At 63.4% G+C, this 19155-nt stretch carries 21 protein-coding genes; 20 read left to right on the top strand and 1 reads right to left on the bottom strand.

Features of this window, described 5'->3' with window-relative positions; translation table 11 throughout:
- The first annotated feature begins 40 nt into the window (after window positions 1-40).
- The 6 genes from mepA (at window position 41) to HJB84_RS17680 (ending at window position 6085) form a co-directional block, all read left to right on the top strand.
- The gene (mepA, locus tag HJB84_RS17705) at window positions 41-1117 is read left to right on the top strand and encodes a penicillin-insensitive murein endopeptidase (protein ID WP_207582458.1); all 1077 of its coding nucleotides are present in this window, start codon (window positions 41-43) and stop codon (window positions 1115-1117) included.
- A gap of 111 nt (window positions 1118-1228) precedes the next feature.
- Window positions 1229-1609, top strand: a complete 381-nt coding sequence (locus HJB84_RS17700; protein ID WP_164006080.1) for a methylglyoxal synthase — start codon at window positions 1229-1231, stop codon at window positions 1607-1609.
- A gap of 17 nt (window positions 1610-1626) precedes the next feature.
- Complete coding sequence (locus HJB84_RS17695) at window positions 1627-2652, top strand: glucokinase (RefSeq protein WP_221116493.1); 1026 nt, start codon at window positions 1627-1629, stop codon at window positions 2650-2652.
- 148 nt (window positions 2653-2800) lie between these two features.
- Window positions 2801-4588: an ABC transporter ATP-binding protein gene (locus HJB84_RS17690; protein WP_207582455.1), complete on the top strand. Its 1788-nt coding sequence runs from the start codon at window positions 2801-2803 to the stop codon at window positions 4586-4588.
- Window positions 4589-4603: 15 nt separating this feature from the next.
- Window positions 4604-5428: a 4-hydroxy-tetrahydrodipicolinate reductase gene (dapB, locus tag HJB84_RS17685; protein ID WP_207582454.1), complete on the top strand. Its 825-nt coding sequence runs from the start codon at window positions 4604-4606 to the stop codon at window positions 5426-5428.
- A 21-nt stretch (window positions 5429-5449) separates the two neighbouring features.
- Window positions 5450-6085, top strand: coding sequence for a 2,3-bisphosphoglycerate-dependent phosphoglycerate mutase (locus tag HJB84_RS17680; RefSeq protein WP_164006076.1), 636 nt, complete (start codon window positions 5450-5452; stop codon window positions 6083-6085).
- Window positions 6086-6129: 44 nt separating this feature from the next.
- Here HJB84_RS17680 and phnF read toward each other — a convergent pair whose 3' ends face one another.
- A complete protein-coding gene (gene phnF / locus HJB84_RS17675) occupies window positions 6130-6867 on the bottom strand; it encodes a phosphonate metabolism transcriptional regulator PhnF (protein ID WP_221116492.1) in 738 nt (245 codons plus the stop codon).
- A 108-nt stretch (window positions 6868-6975) separates the two neighbouring features.
- On the opposite strand from phnF, the gene phnG reads away from it, so the two are divergent.
- The 14 genes from phnG to phnN all read left to right on the top strand — a co-directional run bounded on the left by phnG (window position 6976) and on the right by phnN (window position 19147).
- Window positions 6976-7452, top strand: a complete 477-nt coding sequence (phnG, locus tag HJB84_RS17670; protein WP_207582452.1) for a phosphonate C-P lyase system protein PhnG — start codon at window positions 6976-6978, stop codon at window positions 7450-7452.
- Window positions 7452-8060, top strand: a complete 609-nt coding sequence (gene phnH / locus HJB84_RS17665; RefSeq protein WP_221116491.1) for a phosphonate C-P lyase system protein PhnH — start codon at window positions 7452-7454, stop codon at window positions 8058-8060. Before phnG ends, phnH begins: the two co-directional genes overlap by 1 nt.
- Window positions 8061-8064: 4 nt before the next feature.
- Window positions 8065-9171: a carbon-phosphorus lyase complex subunit PhnI gene (locus tag HJB84_RS17660; RefSeq protein WP_221116490.1), complete on the top strand. Its 1107-nt coding sequence runs from the start codon at window positions 8065-8067 to the stop codon at window positions 9169-9171.
- A complete protein-coding gene (locus tag HJB84_RS17655; protein ID WP_207582449.1) occupies window positions 9168-10043 on the top strand; it encodes an alpha-D-ribose 1-methylphosphonate 5-phosphate C-P-lyase PhnJ in 876 nt (291 codons plus the stop codon). The genes HJB84_RS17660 and HJB84_RS17655 overlap by 4 nt, the downstream gene beginning before the upstream one ends.
- Window positions 10040-10816, top strand: coding sequence for a phosphonate C-P lyase system protein PhnK (gene phnK / locus HJB84_RS17650; RefSeq protein WP_207582448.1), 777 nt, complete (start codon window positions 10040-10042; stop codon window positions 10814-10816). The genes HJB84_RS17655 and phnK overlap by 4 nt, the downstream gene beginning before the upstream one ends.
- 80 nt (window positions 10817-10896) lie before the next feature.
- The gene (phnL, locus tag HJB84_RS17645) at window positions 10897-11604 is read left to right on the top strand and encodes a phosphonate C-P lyase system protein PhnL (protein WP_221116489.1); all 708 of its coding nucleotides are present in this window, start codon (window positions 10897-10899) and stop codon (window positions 11602-11604) included.
- Window positions 11601-12218 (top strand): DapH/DapD/GlmU-related protein, encoded by a 618-nt coding sequence (locus tag HJB84_RS17640; RefSeq protein WP_207582446.1) that lies wholly within the window; start codon window positions 11601-11603, stop codon window positions 12216-12218. The genes phnL and HJB84_RS17640 overlap by 4 nt, the downstream gene beginning before the upstream one ends.
- A gap of 128 nt (window positions 12219-12346) precedes the next feature.
- Window positions 12347-13192 (top strand): phosphonate ABC transporter ATP-binding protein, encoded by an 846-nt coding sequence (gene phnC / locus HJB84_RS17635; protein WP_207582445.1) that lies wholly within the window; start codon window positions 12347-12349, stop codon window positions 13190-13192.
- Between the two features lie 86 nt (window positions 13193-13278).
- Window positions 13279-14184: a phosphonate ABC transporter substrate-binding protein gene (gene phnD, locus HJB84_RS17630; RefSeq protein WP_207582444.1), complete on the top strand. Its 906-nt coding sequence runs from the start codon at window positions 13279-13281 to the stop codon at window positions 14182-14184.
- 65 nt (window positions 14185-14249) lie between these two features.
- Window positions 14250-15209 (top strand): phosphonate ABC transporter, permease protein PhnE, encoded by a 960-nt coding sequence (gene phnE, locus HJB84_RS17625; RefSeq protein WP_207582443.1) that lies wholly within the window; start codon window positions 14250-14252, stop codon window positions 15207-15209.
- 7 nt (window positions 15210-15216) lie between these two features.
- A complete protein-coding gene (gene phnE / locus HJB84_RS17620; RefSeq protein WP_207582442.1) occupies window positions 15217-16560 on the top strand; it encodes a phosphonate ABC transporter, permease protein PhnE in 1344 nt (447 codons plus the stop codon).
- A gap of 145 nt (window positions 16561-16705) precedes the next feature.
- Entirely contained in the window at window positions 16706-17401 is a 696-nt protein-coding gene (locus HJB84_RS17615; RefSeq protein WP_221116488.1) for a DUF1045 domain-containing protein, read from the top strand.
- A 13-nt stretch (window positions 17402-17414) separates the two neighbouring features.
- Window positions 17415-18554, top strand: a complete 1140-nt coding sequence (locus HJB84_RS17610) for an alpha-D-ribose 1-methylphosphonate 5-triphosphate diphosphatase (protein WP_221116487.1) — start codon at window positions 17415-17417, stop codon at window positions 18552-18554.
- Window positions 18551-19147 carry a phosphonate metabolism protein/1,5-bisphosphokinase (PRPP-forming) PhnN gene (phnN, locus tag HJB84_RS17605; protein WP_207582439.1) on the top strand — a complete coding sequence of 199 codons (597 nt, stop codon included), beginning with the start codon at window positions 18551-18553 and terminating at the stop codon, window positions 19145-19147. The genes HJB84_RS17610 and phnN overlap by 4 nt, the downstream gene beginning before the upstream one ends.
- The last annotated feature ends 8 nt before the right edge of the window (window positions 19148-19155 follow it).

Genomic DNA, 19155 nt, shown 5'->3' with positions numbered 1-19155 from the left:
TTCGACGCAAATCACTTCGGCAGCGGTTCAAGGAAATAGTATGGCTTTCGGCTTCGCGCAGGCTTTCAGGAGATTCGGCAAACTGACGCTTGCCGGCGCAATCGGCGCAGGCCTTGCCGCCGGCGATGTCGGCGCTGAGCAGAAGACGCCAAGCCCAGGCAGCGCCAAAGGCCAGTTCGGCGCCGTCAGCATGCCGACCCAGGGGTCGGCGCAGCCGATCGGCTTTTACGCCAAGGGCTGCATGACCGGGGCGGTGGCGCTGCCGACCGACGGGCCGACCTGGGAGGCGATGCGGCTTTCGCGCAATCGCCGCTGGGGCAATCCGGCGATGATTTCGCTGCTCGAACGTCTTTCTGAGGACGGGGCCAAATATGCCGGCTGGCCGGGTATCCTCGTCGGCGATATTGCGCAGCCGCGCGGCGGGCCGATGTTCAACGGTCATGCCTCGCACCAGATCGGCCTCGATGCTGATGTCTGGTTTACGCCGATGCCGGCGCGCCGCATGACGGCCAAGGAGCGCGAGGACCTGCCCTTCACCACGATGCTGCAGAAGGACAAGTTCCTGACCGTCGACCCGAACGTATGGACGCAATCGCGGGCGCGGCTGCTGATGCTGGCGGCAAGCTATCCCGAGGTGCAACGCATATTCGTCAACCCGGCGATCAAGAAGAAGATGTGCGACACCTGGACGGGCGACCGCACCAATCTCGGCAAGCTTCGGCCGGAATACGGCCATGACTCGCATTTCCACATCCGCATCAAATGCCCGGCCGGTGCGGCCGGATGCACGCCGCAAGCCCCTGTTGCCGCCGGCGATGGCTGCGACAAGTCGCTCGCCTGGTGGTTCACGCCGGCCCCCTGGGCGCCGCCGAAACCGCCGAAGCCCGGCGCCAAACCGCCGAAGCCGCCGCGCGAGATGATGGTTTCGGACCTGCCGAAGGGCTGCGCCGCGGTGCTCGATGCCGCTGCCGTCGCCTCGATGCAGGCCGCCACCTATAGCGGAGCTTCCGCCGCAAGCGCGCTCACCGCCGCTCCGGCAGCAGAGCCGGCCGCCGATCCCGATGGGGCACTGCCGGATGTCGGGCCGGTTCCAAACGACAAGCCGGCGATACAATGAAGGGCGGCCCGAGACCGAGGCGCCGAGGGAGGGCGCGCTGTCTTTCAAATCGCAAATTCTTGGTATAGAAGCGGTCAAATCGATTGAATTGCTTGGGCGGAGATTGGGTTCATGGCCGGCGGCAAATGCCTTGCATTGATTGCGCATGACCAGAAGAAAGACGACATGGCGGATTTCGCCCGCGCTCACCGGGACATCCTCTCCCGCTGGAAGATCGTCGCCACCGGCACGACCGGCGGGCGGGTGCTCGACGCCGCCCCGGATCTCGACGTCACCAGGCTGAAAAGCGGACCGCTCGGCGGCGACCAGCAGATCGGCGCGCTGATTTCGACCGGCGAGGTCGACGCCCTGATCTTCTTCGTCGACCCCTTGACGCCGATGCCGCACGATGTCGACGTCAAGGCGCTGATGCGGCTGGCGATCTTTTACGATATTCCGATGGCGCTCAACCACGCGACCGCTATAAAACTTCTTCCCACACTCGAAGCCTGATCAGCACGGAACCGGCCATGCCAAAACCGAACAACAGCACCGCTCCGCTGCCTTTCCCGATCCTGATCGGCGATATCGGCGGCACGAATGCCCGCTTCTCCATCCTGACCGATGCCTATGCCGAGCCGAAGCAGTTTCCGAACGTGCGCACGGCGGATTTCGCGACGATCGACGAAGCGATCCAGCAAGGCGTGCTCGACAAAACAGCCGTGCAGCCGCGTTCGGCGATCCTTGCTGTCGCCGGCCCGATCAACGACGACGAGATCCCGCTGACCAATTGCGACTGGGTGGTGCGGCCAAAGACGATGATCGAGGGCCTCGGCATGGAGGACGTGCTCGTCGTCAACGATTTCGAGGCGCAGGCGCTGGCAGTCGCCGCCCTTTCGGATGAGAACCGCGAACGCATCGGCGACGCCACCGGCGACCTGATCGCCTCCCGCGTCGTGCTCGGACCGGGCACCGGTCTCGGCGTCGGCGGGCTGGTGCATGCCCAACACAGCTGGATCCCGGTTCCCGGCGAAGGCGGCCATGTCGATCTCGGACCGCGCAGCAAACGCGACTATCAAATCTTCCCCCATATCGAGACGATCGAAGGCCGCGTCTCCGCCGAGCAGATCCTCTGCGGGCGCGGCCTCGTCAACCTCTACCACGCCATCTGCGTGGTCGACGGCATCCAGCCGACGATGAAGGATCCGGCCGACATCACCTCGCACGCACTTGCCGGCAGCGACAAGGCGGCCGTTGAGACCGTCTCGCTGTTTGCCACCTATCTCGGCCGGGTGGCGGGCGACATGGCGATGGTTTTCATGGCGCGCGGCGGCGTCTATCTGTCCGGCGGCATCTCACAGAAGATCCTCCCGGCGTTGAAGAGGCCGGAATTCCGCATCGCCTTCGAGGACAAGGCGCCGCATACGGCGCTGCTTCGCACCATCCCGACCTATGTGGTGACGCATCCGCTGGCAGCGCTTGCCGGGCTTTCCTCCTATGCCCGCATGCCGGCGAATTTCGGCGTCTCGACGGAAGGCCGCCGCTGGCGGCGCTGACCCCGGCGCGCAGAGCAATAGAGCGCCCCTTTCGCGTCCTATCCGGACGCGCGGCGCTCTAGCCAAACCAGTCCCAACTCTTTATAGAGCCGGCAAAAGTACGCGTCGCCCCCGCGCCGCGTTTGGTCCGAGACAGGAAACCTCATTTTTGGAAGCGGCGGAAAGCAGAACGCAGAGCGTCAGCAGCGATACCGTAACCGGCATCCTGAAGCGCATCATCGCTGAAAACGGCCGCGATCATCTCTGGGGCTATGTCTTTGCGATTGCCTGCTTGATCGTGGTGGCGCTTTCGACGGCGTTTACCGCGTGGATCATGCGGGCGATCATCGACGAGGCCTTCGCCAACCGGCGCGCCGACGTCGTCTGGATCATCTGTCTTTCGATTTTCATCGCTTTCGTGCTGCGCGGTTTTGCCAGTTACGGCCAGGCGGTGACGCTTTCCAAAGTCGGCAACGATATCGTCGCGCGTTACCAGCGCCGGCTCTATTCGCATCTGATGACGCTTTCGGTCGGCTTCTTCAGCGAGGCCCGCTCTGCCCATATCGCCGCGCAGGTGAGCCAGAACGTCAGCGGCATCCGCGACGTGCTCAACTTGACGATCACCTCGACGGTGCGCGACCTGCTGACCTTCATTTCGCTGCTGGCCGTGATGATCCTCCAGGATCCGTTGCTCAGCCTTGCGGTGTTCATCATGGCCCCGCCGCTGCTTTATGCGCTGCGTTATGTTTCCAAGCGGCTGCGCTCGGCGACGCGCGAAGCCGTGCATTTGAACAGCCACGTTCTCGGCGCCATGCAGGAGACGATCCAGGGCATCGCCATCGTGAAAGCCTTCACGATGGAAGACGAACTGGAACGCAAGGTCACCAAGCTCATCAAGGGTGCCGAAAACAGGGCGAACCGGATTGCCCGGCTTTCCGAACGCACGTCTCCGCTGACAGAAAGTTTCGCGGGCTTTGCCGTCGCCAGCGTGCTGGCCTATGCCGCCTACCGCTCAATCTACTACAATGTGCCGCCCGGCGCCTTTTTCTCTTTCGTCACGGCGCTGCTGCTTGCCTATGACCCGGCCCGCCGGCTTGCCCGCCTGCAGGTGCAGATGGAGCGTGCCGTCGTCAATGCGCGGATGATCTATGAATTGCTCGACATGGAGCCGCGCCAGCGCGACCTGCCGGATGCCCAGCCGCTGACGGTGACGCAAGCCAGGATCGAATTCCGCAACGTTTCCTTCGGCTATGGCAGTGAGAGCGTGTTGAGCGGTGTGAGCTTCATCGCCGAGGGCGGCGCGACCACGGCGCTGGTCGGCCCTTCGGGGGCCGGCAAATCCACCGTCATCAACCTCATTCCGCGCTTCTACGATCCGCGCGAGGGCGAAATCCTGATCGACGGACAGGACATCGCCCACATCACCAAGAAGTCGCTGCGCCAGCAGCTCGCCTATGTCTCGCAGCAGCCCTACCTGTTCGAGGGCACGATCCGCGACAATATCCGCTATGGCCGGCCGGAAGCGACCGATGCCGAGGTGGAAGAAGCGGCCCGGCTTGCCTATGCGCATGATTTCATCTCAGCCCAGCCGCAGGGTTACGAGACGCCGGTCGGCGAAAACGGCGTGACGCTTTCCGGCGGCCAGCGCCAACGGCTGTCGATTGCGCGTGCCCTGGTGCGCAATGCGCCGATCCTGCTTCTCGACGAGGCGACCTCAGCCCTCGACACCGAATCCGAAGCGGCCGTGCAGAAGGCGCTCGACGAGGCGATGACCGGCCGTACCGTCGTCGTCATCGCCCACCGGCTTTCGACCGTGGTGCGCGCCGACAAGATCGTCGTCATGCAGCAGGGCCGCGTCGTCGAGGAAGGCAATCACGAGACGCTTGCGAAGGTCCGCGACGGTCTTTACGCTCGCCTCAACAATCTGCAGAGGCCTTCGGCCTCAGATTCAAACTGACCTGGTGAGCCTGACATGAGCGATGCTGCGATGAAACTGGTGGTGGTTGGCGCAGCCGGGCGCATGGGGCAGACGCTGATCCGGCTCATCCATTCCATTGAGGGCGCCACACTCCATGCCGCAGTCGAGCGCAGCGGTTCGCCCTTTATCGGCAAGGATGCCGGCGAGATCGCCGGTCTCGGCCCGACCGGTGTCATTATCGGCGACGATCCGCTCAATGCCTTTCTGGATGCCGAAGGCGTGCTCGACTTCACCTCGCCTGCCGCAACAACGGAATTCTGCGGCCTCGCCGCTCAGGCCCGCATCGTCCATGTCGTCGGCACGACCGGCTGTTCGGCTGAAGACAATGCCAAGATCGCCGCCGCCGCCCGCCATGCCCGTATCGTCAAATCAGGCAATATGAGCCTCGGGGTCAATCTGCTCAGCGTGCTCGCCGAGCAGGCCGCGCGTGCGCTCGAGCCTGATGACTGGGATATCGAGATCCTGGAAATGCACCACAAGCACAAGGTGGATGCGCCTTCCGGCACCGCCCTTCTGTTCGGCGAGGCCGCAGCAAAGGGGCGCGGCATCGATCTTGCCGCAAAATCCGTGCGTGTGCGCGACGGCCATACCGGCGCCCGGCAAGCCGGCACGATCGGCTTTGCGACGCTGCGCGGCGGCTCCGTCATCGGCGAGCATTCGGTGCTGTTCGCCGGTGAAGGCGAAATCGTCACCCTGTCGCACAGCGCAGCCGACCGCTCGATCTTTGCGCGCGGCGCCATCAAGGCCGCACTCTGGGCGCGCGACAAGAAGCCGGGTCTCTATTCCATGCTCGACGTGCTCGGGCTTTCTTCTTCATAACGATATTGCGGAGGCAAATTCATGAGTGGTACCCTCGTCCTCGTTCGCCACGGCCAGAGCGACTGGAACCTGAAGAATCTCTTCACCGGCTGGAAGGATCCCGATCTGACGGCGCTCGGCATCGAGGAGGCCAATGCCGGCGGCAAGGCGCTTGCCGAATACGGGATCAAATTCGACGTCGCCTACACCTCGGTGTTGGTGCGCGCGCAGCACACGCTGAAGCTCATCCTCGACAAGGTCGGCCAGCCCGATCTGCCAACGATCCGCGACCAGGCGCTGAACGAGCGCGACTATGGCGATCTCTCCGGTCTCAACAAAGACGATGCTCGCGCCAAATGGGGCGAGGAACAGGTGCATATCTGGCGCCGCTCTTATGACGTGCCGCCGCCCGGGGGCGAGAGCCTGCGCGATACCGGCGCCCGCGTCTGGCCCTACTACCTCACAGAAATCCTGCCGCGCGTGCTCAACGGCGAGAAGGTGCTGGTTGCCGCACACGGCAATTCGCTGCGCTCGCTTGTCATGGTGCTCGACAAGCTCAGCAAAGAAGGCGTGCTTGCCCTCAATCTCGCGACCGGCGTTCCCATGGTCTACAAGCTGAAGGCGGATTCCACCGTCGCGTCGAAGGAAGTGCTCGGCGATATGTCCGGCGCACACTGAATTCTGACGTCCGTGCCAGCCGGAGTCGGCTGGCACCTCATGTCTCAATTCTCGATGGTGAACTGCACCCGGTCGGCTGCGAACCGGCTGATCGAATATTGCACCGGCACGCCATCGAGATCAGTGTTCATCGCCTTTGCGATCAGCAGGATCGCGCCGGGGGTGAGTTCGAGGTCGGCCATATCGGCTGCATTCGCATGGGCGGCCGTCACCTCGGTCGTTGCACGGACATAGTCCGACAGGCCGAGCTCGGCGAAAGCCTTGGTGATCGATTCGTGCTTGCGGTAGGCCTCGCCGATCCCGGCAAAACGCCCGGCAGGAAACCAGCTCGTCGCCTTTGAAACCGGCCGCCTGTCGGCATGGCGCAATGTTTCCAGCCGGATCACCTGCCCCCCTGGCTTGATATTCAGCCAGCGGGCGACCTCGGCGCTGGCCTCCTCCTTCACCTCGTCGAGCAGAAGGCCGCGCATCTCGCGCGCCTGATCGCCGATGCCGGCGGTAAATCGCGTGCGCCGGGTAATCGGGAAATTCAGCCGCTCCTTGCGCTCGATCAGCGTGCCGCGACCTTGTACCGCACGGACGATCCCTTCCTGCGCCAAGGCCGCCAAAGCGCTCCGCACCGTATGCCGGTTGACGCCGAATTGCAGCGCCAGGACCGTCTCCGGCGGCACCATTCCGGTCTCGTCATAGGTACCCGTGCTGATTGTCTCACGGATCCGGTCGGCGATCTGGCGCCAGAGCGCCACACCAGTCTGCCTTTGCACCTGCTTTAATCCTGGCATTCCGCCCCCGTTCCCACGTCCGATGTCACACGCTTGTCACCACATCGATTTAAGCGTAGGTATATCTTGTATGGTTGTCTATATCAATAGACATTTTAGGAAGCGATAATGATATCAGCGGATAGGACAGGCGCAACGCCACAGACGGCATCCGGGCGCAAACGCGCCGCCGATCTGCTGGCGCGCGCGGAACTGAGCGAACTCTCGGCGGTCTGGAACGCGTTGCCGGAAAAGCCCGCGGCACATCCGGTGCGCGGACCGGAGACCGGGTTGGTGATGGTCCGCGGCCGCATCGGCGGCGGCGGCGCTCCCTTCAATCTTGGCGAGGTCACAGTGACCCGGGCCACGGTCCGGCTCGTCTCCGGGGCGATCGGCCATGCCCAGGCGCTGGGCACCGACCGTGAGAAGGCCCGGCTGGCGGCGATCTTCGACGCGCTCTGGCAGGAGGAGGCGACGAAGGATTTTGTCGAACAGGCACTGCTTTTGCCCGTCGCCGAACGGATCGCCGATGCCGAACGCCGCAAGGCGGACGAGACGGCAGCGACCCGCGTCGATTTCTTCACCATGGTGCGGGGAGACAACTGATGGGGCTGAAGACAGAAGCCCTCACAGGTGGCTTTGCCGACCCGGTCTTCCACGCCCAGAGCGTCTTCAAGATGCTGATGGACGGCATGGCTCGCCCCGGCACGATCCAGACCGTCCGGCCCGATGTCGCGCCGCCTGTGCCGTTCGGTATTGGCGCCGGCACGATCGCGCTGACGCTTTGCGACCACGACACGCCTGTCTGGCTGTCCCAGGGACTGGCGAAATCGGCCGTGCCGGAGTGGCTCGGCTTCCACACCGGCGCGCCGCTGACCGGTGAAAAGGCTGAGGCCCGCTTCGCCTTCACGGAGGCCGGCACCGCGCTTTGCTCCTTCGGCCTGTTTGCATCGGGCACGCAGGAATATCCCGACCGCTCGACGACTGTTGTCATCGAGCTCGCCGATCTCGAGGGTGGACGCAGGCTGGCGCTGATGGGGCCCGGTATCCAGACTGTGACGGAAATCGCGCCTGTCGGGCTGCCGGAGACCTTCCTGCGGCTCTGGACCGAGAACCGCGCGCTCTTCCCGCGCGGCATCGACGTCGTGCTGACGTCGGCCGAGCGTTTCCTCTGCCTGCCGCGCACCACCAAGATCACAGCAACGGAGATCTGAGCTCATGTATGTTGCCGTCAAGGGTGGCGAGGCCGCCATCGCCAATGCCCACCGCCTACTGGCCGACCGCCGCCGCGGCGACCGTTCGTTGCCCGCGATCGGCATCGAACAGATCGTGGCGCAGCTGGCGCTCGCCGTCGACCGGGTGATGGCCGAGGCCTCGCTTTTCGACCGCACACTCGCAGCGCTTGCCGTCCGCCAGTCGCGCGGCGACATGATCGAGGCGATCTTCCTGCTGCGCGCCTACCGCACGACGCTGCCGCGTTTCGGCTATTCCAAGCCGCTTGACACGGCTGATATGACGATCGAACGCCGCATCTCGGCGACCTACAAGGATCTGCCGGGCGGCCAGCTTCTTGGGCCCACCTTCGATTATACCCACCGGCTGCTCGATCCGTCGCTGCTTTCCGACGAGGCGGTCGAGACGCCTGCCCAGCGCACAGCCGAGACCGGCCGCGTCATGCGCGTCTCCGAGATCCTCGGCGAGGAGGGGCTGATCGAGGCCGACGGCGACATGCCTGAGGATCACGAGATCGGCGACCTGACCCGCGAGCCGATGGAATTTCCGATGACCCGCGATCTGCGCCTGCAGGCGCTCGCCCGCGGCGACGAAGGTTTTCTGCTGGCGCTCGGTTATTCCACCCAGCGCGGCTACGGCCGCAACCACCCCTTCACCGGCGAGATCCGTATCGGCGAGGTCGAGGTGGAATTCGACGTGCCGGAACTCGGTTTTGCCGTCTCGCTGGGCACGATCCAGATCACCGAGTGCCAGATGGTCAACCAGTTCAAGGGTTCGGCGAAGGCACCCCCGCAATTTACCCGCGGCTACGGCCTGGTCTTCGGCCAGAGCGAGCGCAAGGCGATGGCGATGTCGCTGGTCGACAGGGCGCTTCGTGCCGAAGAGCTCGGCGAGGATATCACCGCCCCGGCACAGGACGAGGAATTCGTCATCTCGCACTCCGACAACGTCCAGGCGACCGGCTTCGTCGAGCACCTGAAGCTTCCGCATTATGTGGACTTCCAGGCCGAACTCGATCTCGTCCGCCGCATGCGTCGCGAATTCGAAGCCGCCCGCAACGCTGGCGAAGACATGAAGGAGGCCGCCGAATGAGCGATCTGGCCAGCTACAACTTCGCCTATCTCGACGAACAGACCAAACGGATGATCCGCCGCGCCATCCTGAAAGCGATCGCCATTCCCGGCTATCAGGTGCCTTTCGCTTCGCGCGAAATGCCGATGCCTTACGGCTGGGGCACCGGTGGCGTGCAGGTGACGGCCTCGATCATCGGACCGGATGACGTGCTGAAGGTCATCGACCAGGGTGCCGACGACACGACCAACGCCGTTTCCATTCGCGCTTTTTTCCAGAAGGTCGCCAATGTCGCGGTGACGACGCGCACAGGCGAGGCGACGATCATCCAGACGCGCCACCGCATTCCGGAAGAGAAGCTCGGGCCCGGCCAGGTGCTCGTTTACCAGGTGCCTATCCCCGAGCCGCTGCGTTTCCTCGAACCGCGCGAGACCGAGACGCGCAAGATGCATGCTCTCGAGGAATACGGCCTGATGCATGTGAAGCTCTACGAGGATATCGCCCATAACGGCCGCATCTCCAAGACCTATGCCTATCCGGTGAAGGTACACGGCCGTTACGTCATGGACCCGTCGCCGACGCCGAAATTCGACAATCCGAAGATGCATATGTCGGACGCGCTGCAGCTTTTCGGCGCGGGACGCGAGAAGCGCATCTATGCGGTTCCGCCCTATACCGACGTCGTCAGCCTGGATTTCGATGACTATCCCTTCGACATCCAGCGCTTCGACAAGCCCTGCGCCCTTTGCGGTGCCGAGGATGTCTATCTGGACGAGGTGGTTCTCGACGACAAGGGCGGGCGCATGTTCGTCTGCTCCGACACCGATCACTGCGAAGACCGCCGCGCCCATGGGCATGCCGGCGAGATGTTGGCCCGGGAGGCTGCAGAATGAGCGATATCCCGCTTCTCAAAGTCCATGACGTTTCGAAATTTTACGGCAACCGGATCGGCTGCCGCGACGTCTCCTTCGATCTCTGGCCGGGCGAAGTGCTCGCCATCGTCGGCGAGTCCGGCTCCGGCAAGACGACACTGCTGAACTGCCTCTCCACCCGGCTGCTGCCGAGCACTGGCAGCGTCGAATACCACATGCGCGACGGCAGCTACCGCGACCTCTACCGCATGAACGAGGCCGAGCGGCGTTTCCTGATGCGCACCGACTGGGGCTTCGTGCACCAGAATCCGGCCGACGGCCTGCGCATGACCGTCTCCGCCGGCGCCAATGTCGGCGAACGGCTGATGGCGATCGGCGACCGGCACTATGGCACGATCCGCGCTTCGGCGATCGATTGGCTGGAGCGCGTCGAGATCGACGCCGACCGCATCGACGACCAGCCGCGCGCCTTTTCCGGCGGCATGCGCCAGCGCCTGCAGATCGCCCGCAACCTCGTCACCGGCCCGCGCCTCGTCTTCATGGACGAACCCACGGGCGGCCTCGACGTCTCGGTGCAGGCACGCCTGCTCGATCTGGTGCGCGGCCTCGTTAACGATCTCGGCCTGTCGGCGATCATCGTCACCCACGATCTCGCCGTCGCCCGCCTGCTCTCACACCGGATGATGGTGATGAAGGACGGCTACGTCATCGAACACGGGCTCACCGACCGGGTGCTCGACGACCCGCGCGAACCCTACACGCAACTGCTCGTCTCCTCGATCCTGCAGGTCTGAGCAATTCAAGACTTTACAGCGTCCTTGCGCGTCTTTTCAGGGCCCGGCGCTGTAAATCCGAAACCAGGAAAGAAGACATCATGCCAACGCCCCTCGTCGTTTCCGAAGTCTCGAAAAGCTTCACCATGCACCTGCGCGACGGCATCAGGCTGCCCGTCGTTTCCAATGTCGCCTTCTCGGTCGCCTCAGGCGAATGCGTCGTGCTCGGCGGCCCATCGGGCGTCGGCAAGAGCTCGCTGCTCAAGATGATCTACGGCAATTATGCCGTCGACACTGGCCAGATCCTCATACGCCACGACGGGCGCATCGTCGACCTCGCCGCCGCCGATCCGCGCACCGTGCTCAACGTGCGGCGCCACACGCTCGGCTATGTCAGCCAGTTCCTGCGCACAGTACCGCGCGTCGCGGCGGTCGATGTGGTTGCCGAACCGCTTGTGGAGCGCGGCGAAGACGCCGCCACGGCACGGGAAAAGGCGGGCGCCCTGCTTGCCAGGCTCAACCTGCCGGAAGCGCTCTGGCAACTTCCACCCGCCACCTTCTCCGGCGGCGAGCAGCAGCGCGTCAACATCGCCCGCGGCTTCATCACCGAGCACACGATCCTGCTTCTCGACGAACCCACAGCCTCGCTCGATGCCAAAAACCGTGCCGTCGTCGTCGGCATGATCGAGGAGAAGAAGAAGGCGGGTGTCGCGCTTCTCGGCATTTTCCACGACGAGGAAGTGCGCGAGGCGGTCGCCGACCGCATCCTCGACGTCCAGCTGTTCTCGCCTGGAAAGATCGCCGCATGAGCCGCAAGCTTGGCATCGAGCCCTATGTGCATGAGACGGCATCCGTCAGCGATTCCACCTTCGGGCGCTATACGGAGGTCTCCGAGCGCTGCCGCATCAGCGAGGCCACGTTCGGCGACTATTCCTACATCATGCAGGATGGCTCAGTCTGGTGCGCAACGATCGGCAAGTTCGTCAATATTGCCGCCGCCGTGCGCATCAACGCCACCAATCATCCGACCTGGCGGGCGACGCTGCATCATTTCACCTATCGTGCCGCCGACTACTGGCCGGACGGCGACATGGAAACCGATTTCTTCGCCTGGCGGCGGGCAAACCGCGTGACGATCGGCAACGATGTCTGGATCGGCCATGGGGCGACCATCCTGCCCGGCGTCACCGTCGGCAACGGCGCGGTGATCGGCGCCGGTGCGGTGGTATCGAAGGATGTCGCTCCCTACGCGATCGTCGGCGGCGTGCCGGCCAAACCAATCCGCGAACGCTTTCCAAGAGAGATCGGCGAACGGATGGACAGGCTTTCCTGGTGGGATTGGGAGCACGACCGGCTGCGCCAGGCGCTGCAGGATTTCCGCAACCTGAGCGCGGAAGATTTCCTGTTCCGCTACGGTGGTTAAACCGCCGATATAGATGCGCAACAAGCGCGGGGATATGTGACAGGACTTACACAAATATGACATGGGAGGTTCATCAAGCGGGACTAATGCGATGCTGACCAAGGCCTGGAGTGCAAAGGGAAAGCATGATGTTCGAGCTGAAGAATGTCACACGTCGTTTCGGAAAAAAGCTCGCCGTCGATTCCGTCACGCTCGACATTCCTCAGGGCCAGATGGTCGGCATCATCGGCCGATCCGGCGCCGGCAAGTCGACGCTCTTGCGCATGATCAACCGGCTGCAGGAACCGAGCTCCGGCTCCATTCATTTCGCCGGCGTCGAGGTCTCCGGGCTTCGCGGCCGGGCGTTGCGCAACTGGCAACGCGATTGCGCGATGATCTTCCAGCAGTTCAACCTGGTGCCGCGCCTCGACGTTCTGACCAATGTCATGCTCGGCCGCCTCAACCACCGCTCGACGCTTCTGAGCCTGCTCAACATCTTCACCCGCGAGGAACGTGTGCATGCCATCGCTGCGCTCGAACGCCTCGGCATCGAGCAGACGGCGTTGCAGGCATCCGGCACGCTTTCCGGCGGCCAGCAGCAGCGCGTGGCGATTGCGCGAGCGCTGATGCAGAACCCGAAGATGGTTCTCGCCGACGAGCCGATCGCCTCGCTCGATCCGCTGAATGCCAAGATCGTCATGGATGCGCTGCGCGATATCAACGAGCGCGAGGGCATCACCGTCATCACCAACCTTCACACGCTCGACACCGCCCGCAACTATTGTGAGCGCATCGTCGGCATGGCCAGCGGCCGCGTCGTCTTCGACGGCAAGGCCTCGGAACTGACCGCCGAGGCAGTGAAGGCAATCTACGGAACGGACAAGGATGGCGCCGGCATCGACGAAACGATGACCTCGACATCCATCAATATCGCTCCCGAGCGGGCAGACAATCAATCCGCCGGCGCCCAACCGCTGGCGCTGGCCGGTCTCTGAGCGAGGCGGCCGCGATCGCGCGCCCGCGTCAAGGGCACACTTCTTCGTAACGGAAGACCGGGGGCACCGGTCAATAGGAGAGACACATGTTGAAGAAAGCACTCTTTGCGGCAACGGCGCTCTTCGCGCTCGCCGGCGCCGCCAACGCGGCAGATCTCAAGGAATTCCGCATCGGCATTCTCGGCGGCGAAAACGAAACCGACCGCCTGCGCAACTATGCCTGCCTTGCCGACCACCTGAAGCAGGAATTCGGCTTCGAGAAGGTGTCGCTGTTCCCCGCCGCCGACTATGACGGCGTTATCCAGGGCCTGCTCGGCGGCACGCTCGACTTCGCCGAACTCGGCGCTTCCGGCTACGCAGCCATTTACATCAAGGACGAGAAAGCTGTTACGCCGATCCTGACGACGCAGCAGAAGGACGGCTCGACGGGTTACTACTCGGTCGGTCTCGCCCTGAAGTCCTCCGGCATTAAGAACATCAAGGACGCCAAGGGCAAGAGGCTCGGCTACGCCGATCCAGATTCCACCTCCGGCTATCTCGTGCCGCTGACGCAGATCCCCAAGGACACGGGCATGCCGAACGACAAGTTCTTCGCCTCGACGCAGTTCAACGGCGGCCACGAGAACAACCTGCTTGCCGCTTATGACGGCAAGGTCGACGTTGCCGTCGACGACTCGTCGGGCATCGGCGAATTCAAGGACGGCTACACCTCCGGCACCTTCCGCAAGGAAGTCGACAAGGGCGCCGTCGATCCGAACAAGCTGGTTGAAGTATGGCGTTCGCCGCTGATCCCGAACGGCCCCCTCGTCGTTCGCAACGCCCTCGGCCAGGACTGGCAGACGAAGCTTGCAGCCTTCTTCACGGCTCTGCCGGAGAAGGATCACAAGTGCTTCGCGGCTGTCGAAGGCGGCGACTACAAGGGTTACGCCCCGGTCAAGCACGACTTCTACAACGCCGTCGTCGAAGTCCGCAAAGCTGCCATCGGCGGCTGATCGGTTTCTGGAATGCGGGGCGGCCGGAAACGGCCGCCCTTTATCTTTGATCGGGCGAGGCGTCCATGACTATTGCCGATACACAGCCGCACATGCAGAGCACGCAGGAGATCGGCACCGCCTGGGAGCGGATGGTCGCCAAGCGCCGCTTCTACACTATCCTCGGCCTGGTTATCTTGATTGCGGCCTTCGTCAGTTCCGTCCGCTTCGCCGACGAGAGCAATGCCGGCCATTTCTTCGACCGCCTGCCGCATATCTTCGACTTCCTGAGCTGGCTCATCCCCAGGGACTGGAACGATGTCTGGCGTGCGCTGTTCGACATTGCGAGCGTCAACGACAAGGGCGGCGAGGAATTCAATTTCGACAAGGGCCGCGTCTACGTCTGGGGCGCTTTCTACATCCCCGAATATTTCGAGCTGATGATCGTCACGATCAACGTGGCGCTGATCTCGACGATCGTCGCTTTTGTCTTTGCCGTTCCCTTGAGCTTCTTTGCCGCCCGCAACCTGACCAGTTCATGGCCGCTGCGCATCGTCGCCAAGCGCCTGATGGAATTTTTGCGCGCCTTCCCTGAGATCGTTATCGCCGGCCTGTTTTCCGCGATCCTGTCGATCGGGCCGGTGGCTGCCATCATCGCCATCACCCTGCACACGATCGGCGCGCTCGGTAAACTCTTCTACGAAGTGGCCGAGAATATCGACATGAAACCCGATGAGGGCATGAAAGCCGTCGGCGCCAACTGGTGGGAGCGCGTCCGCTTCGCCGCTCTGCCGCAAGTGCTGCCGAATTTCACCTCCTATGCGCTCTTACGCCTCGAGATCAACGTGCGCGCCTCGACCATCATCGGCGCCGTCGGCGGCGGCGGCATCGGCGAGGAGTTGAAGCTTTCGATCTCGCGCGGCTTCGGCGCCAAGACGATGGCGCTCGTTCTGCTGCTGTTCGTGACGATCGTCGCCGTCGACCAATTCTCCGCATGGCTGCGCCGCCGCCTCGTCGGCGAGCACGCCTTCCTTCTGCAACATTGAGGCCGCCATGACGGTGATCGACGCAAACCGCATGCATGAGATAGAAACGCGCTATCCGGAATATTTCCACCGGTCGTTCCGCCAGCGTTTCGGCGGGCTGATGATCCTGATCGCGACGCTGCTCTATGGCCTCTATGCCGTCTGGTTCTTCGACCTGCCTAAGCTTTTCGCCGAAGCCCATTGGGAGCGCGTCGGCATCTATCTCAGCCAATGGGTGAGCTACGACGTTCAGCCGGAATTCCGCATCGGGGATGACGGTTCGATCGATATCCGCTATCCACGCTTCTCGCCTCTCGGCGACAATCCGCATCCGGACTGGTTGGTCAACAATCCCGATGGCAGCATCACGGTTTCGATCAGCGGCACCAGCCGCACCGTCACCGTCTCGAAGAGCGAGACGATCGTCACCGCGCATGGCATCAGCGTTCCCGTCGAGGTTTCGAGCGGTGCGCCGAAAGTTGTCGGGCCGGTGCCCGGCTGGATGACCGTCTATGACGACAATGTGCTCGCCGATCTCGGCTTTGCCGGCGACGTCAGCATTTCCGTCGACCGGGTGAAGATCCGCAAGCGTTTCATCGGCTGGGCGAATTTCATCTTCGACACGCAATCGTCCTTCTTCGACAAGCCGGTCGGCGAGGTCGTCAGTCTCATCGTTTCCGGCCCGCGCATCAAGCCCGACCAGTCCAACCTGGCGCTCGCCTTCGACGACATTTGGAACAACAGCGAATGGCAGCACGGCGATGTCTGGACCAAGCTTTTCCAGACGATCGTCATGGCATTCCTCGGAACGCTGCTCGGCTCGCTCACAGCCTTCCCGCTGGCCTTCCTGGCGGCGCGCAACATCACGCCGAACCGGCTGCTCAATCAGATCCTGAAGCGCTTTTTCGATTTCCTGCGCTCGGTCGACATGCTGATCTGGGCGCTGTTCCTGACGCGCGCCTTCGGGCCTGGCCCGCTTGCCGGCAGCGGCGCGATCTTCCTCACCGAGACCGGCACGCTCGGCAAGCTCTATTCCGAAGGGCTGGAGAATATCGACAACAAGCCACGGGAAGGCATCAAATCGACCGGCGCTCAGACCGTGCTCGTCCATCGTTACGGCATTATGCCGCAGATCGTTCCCGTCATCGTCAGCCAGACGCTCTACCAATGGGAATCGAACGTGCGCGGCGCGACCATCATCGGCGCCGTCGGCGCGGGCGGCATCGGCCTCAAATTGTGGGAGGCCATGCGCACCAACGCCAACTGGGAAAACGTCGCCTACATGGTCATCCTGATCCTGATCGTCGTGTTCATTTTCGACGCCGCCTCGAACGCGCTGCGCCACCGGCTGATGGGCACGAAAACCCACTGATATATCCGCTCCAAAGGCCGTGGCGGCGCTGCCGCCATCATCATTCTGTCACGGAAATCTTTTAGCCGGGAGCCTGCTTGCGGTTCGCCGCCAAATCACTGCACATTGCGCTCCCCCGTTTCGATGATCCTCAGGATAAAAGCCCTTGCGCTATGCTCTCTATTTCTCGCCGCCGAAGGACGATCCCCTGACCGGCGAGGCGTCGCTCTGGCTCGGCCGCGATGCGTTCACCGGCGAGACCTATTCTGCGTCAGAACATGAGAGACTGGGTGCGGCGGAGCAGTTCGAGCTGACCGCGGATCCTCGCCGCTACGGCTTTCACGCGACGATGAAGGCGCCGTTTTCGCTCGCCGCCTGGGTCACCGAGAAGGATCTCATGGCCGTTGCCGAGGATTTTGCCGCGCGCACTGAAGCTTTCGAGATTCCTGAACTCGTGCTGGGCCAGCTCGGTCGTTTTTTTGCCCTCGTTCCCGGTTCTCTTCATCAACCTCTTCAGGATTTCGCCGCGAAGGTGGTAAGGTCCTTCGAACCGTTCCGCGCAACGCTTTCCGAGGCCGATATGGCGCGGCGCAACCCGGAGAAGCTCAGCGACAGCCAGCGCACCCATCTGCAGCGCTGGGGTTATCCTTATGTGATGGAGGATTTCGGCTTCCACATGACACTCACCGGCCAGGTGCCCGAGACACGCGCCGCAGTGATGAAAGCGATCCTGACCGAGCGTTTTGCCGATTTCACCGGTCGGCCGCTTACGATTTCGGGCCTTGCCGTCTTCACCGAAGAAACGCGCGGCGCCCCGTTTAAAGTTCATTCCTGGCTGCCGCTTGCCGGCGCCAAAAGCTGAAAGACCAGACGAGATGAGCAAAGAGACCGTGTTTTCCAACGCCCGCATCGTTCTTGAGGATGACATCCTCTCCGGATCGATTCTCATTCGCGACGGCAAGATCGCCGACATTTCCGAAGGCAACTCGGTAGCCGGCGAAGATTTCGAGGGCGACTACGTCATTCCCGGCCTCGTCGAGCTGCATACCGATCATCTTGAAGGCCATTATCAGCCGCGTCCCGGCATTCGCTGGAACAAGACCGCCGCAATCCAGGCGCATGATGCCCAGATCGTCACTTCAGGCATCACCACGGTGTTCGACTGCCTGCGCATGGGCGCGGACGAGGACGGCGGCTTCGAACATGGCGAGATGCGCGAGATGGCCGACGCCATCCAGTCGGCGGAGAAGGAAGGCCGGCTGCGCGCCGAGCACCTGATCCACCTGCGCTGCGAGGTCTCGGCCGACAATGTGCTCGAACATTTCGCCGATTTCGAAAACGATCGGCATGTGCGGCTGGTCTCGCTGATGGATCATGCGCCCGGCCAGCGTCAATTCCAGACGATGGATCAATATATCTTCTACTATCAGAAGAAGCGCGGCCTGAGCGACGAGGTCTTCGCGCGTTTCGTCGCTAAGCGCCAGGCGGAATCGGCGCGCAACTCGACGCCGCATCGCAACGCCATCGCCAAGGTCTGCGCCGAACGCGGCATCACCGTGGCAAGCCACGACGACGCGACGCTCTCCCATGTCGGCGAGGCGATCGACAACGGCGTGCGGCTTGCCGAATTCCCGACCAGCTTCGACGCAGCCCGCGCCTCGCACGGTCACGGCATGAGCGTGCTGATGGGCGCGCCGAACATCGTGCGCGGCAAATCCCATTCCGGCAATATCGCTGCCCGCGACCTTGCCGAGATGGGCGTGCTCGACGTGCTTTCCTCCGATTACGTGCCGCTCAGCCTGCTGCATGCACCCTTCATCCTCGCCGATGAAGTCGAGAGCATTGCCCTGCCGAAGGCGATCGCCATGGTGACGTCGACGCCCGCCCGCACCGTCAGCCTCGACGATCGCGGCCGGATCGCCACCGGACTGCGCGCCGATCTCGTCCGCGTCCACCGTTCGCATGGCGTGCCGGTGACACGCTCCGTCTGGCGCCAGGGACGCCGTGTCGCATGAGCCCTTACGAACCCCATCCAGGAGCCGGAGCCGAGCGCGGCATCATGGTCGTCGTCGTCGGGCCGAGCGGCGCCGGCAAGGACACGCTGATGAACCTCGCCGCGCGGCATTTCGCCGGCCGCGCCGACGTACATTTCACCCGCCGCGTCATCACCCGCCACCGCGACGCCGGCGGCGAAGACCATCTTTCCGTCTCCCTCGAAGGGTTTGCCGCGATGGAGCAGTCGGGCTCCTTCGCCGTCTGGTGGGAGGCGCATGGCTTGAAATATGGTATTCCGGCCGAGGTCTCGGTGGCATTGTCGCGCGGCCATGTCGTTGTCGCCAACGGCTCGCGCTCGGCGCTTCACCGTTTCCAGGCGGCTTTCCCGCGGCTCAAGGTGATCAACGTCACCGCTCGCCCGGAAGTGCTCGCGAGCCGGCTGGAGGCGCGCGGGCGCGAGACGCATGAGGATATCATGGCGCGGCTTGCCCGCGGGCCGCTGACGGTGCGCGGCGACTACGACGTGGCGGAGCTCGACAATAGCGGCTCGCTCGAAGAGGCCAAGCAGAAGATGGTCACGATCCTCGACGGGCTGCTCGCCGAGATTCACTGACCGAGATC

The organism is Rhizobium sp. NZLR1b (assembly GCF_019685155.1).
GTDB lineage: Bacteria > Pseudomonadota > Alphaproteobacteria > Rhizobiales > Rhizobiaceae > Rhizobium.
Note: the sequence above shows the minus strand (reverse complement) of the source record. Positions and strands in the feature narration are given on the sequence as shown.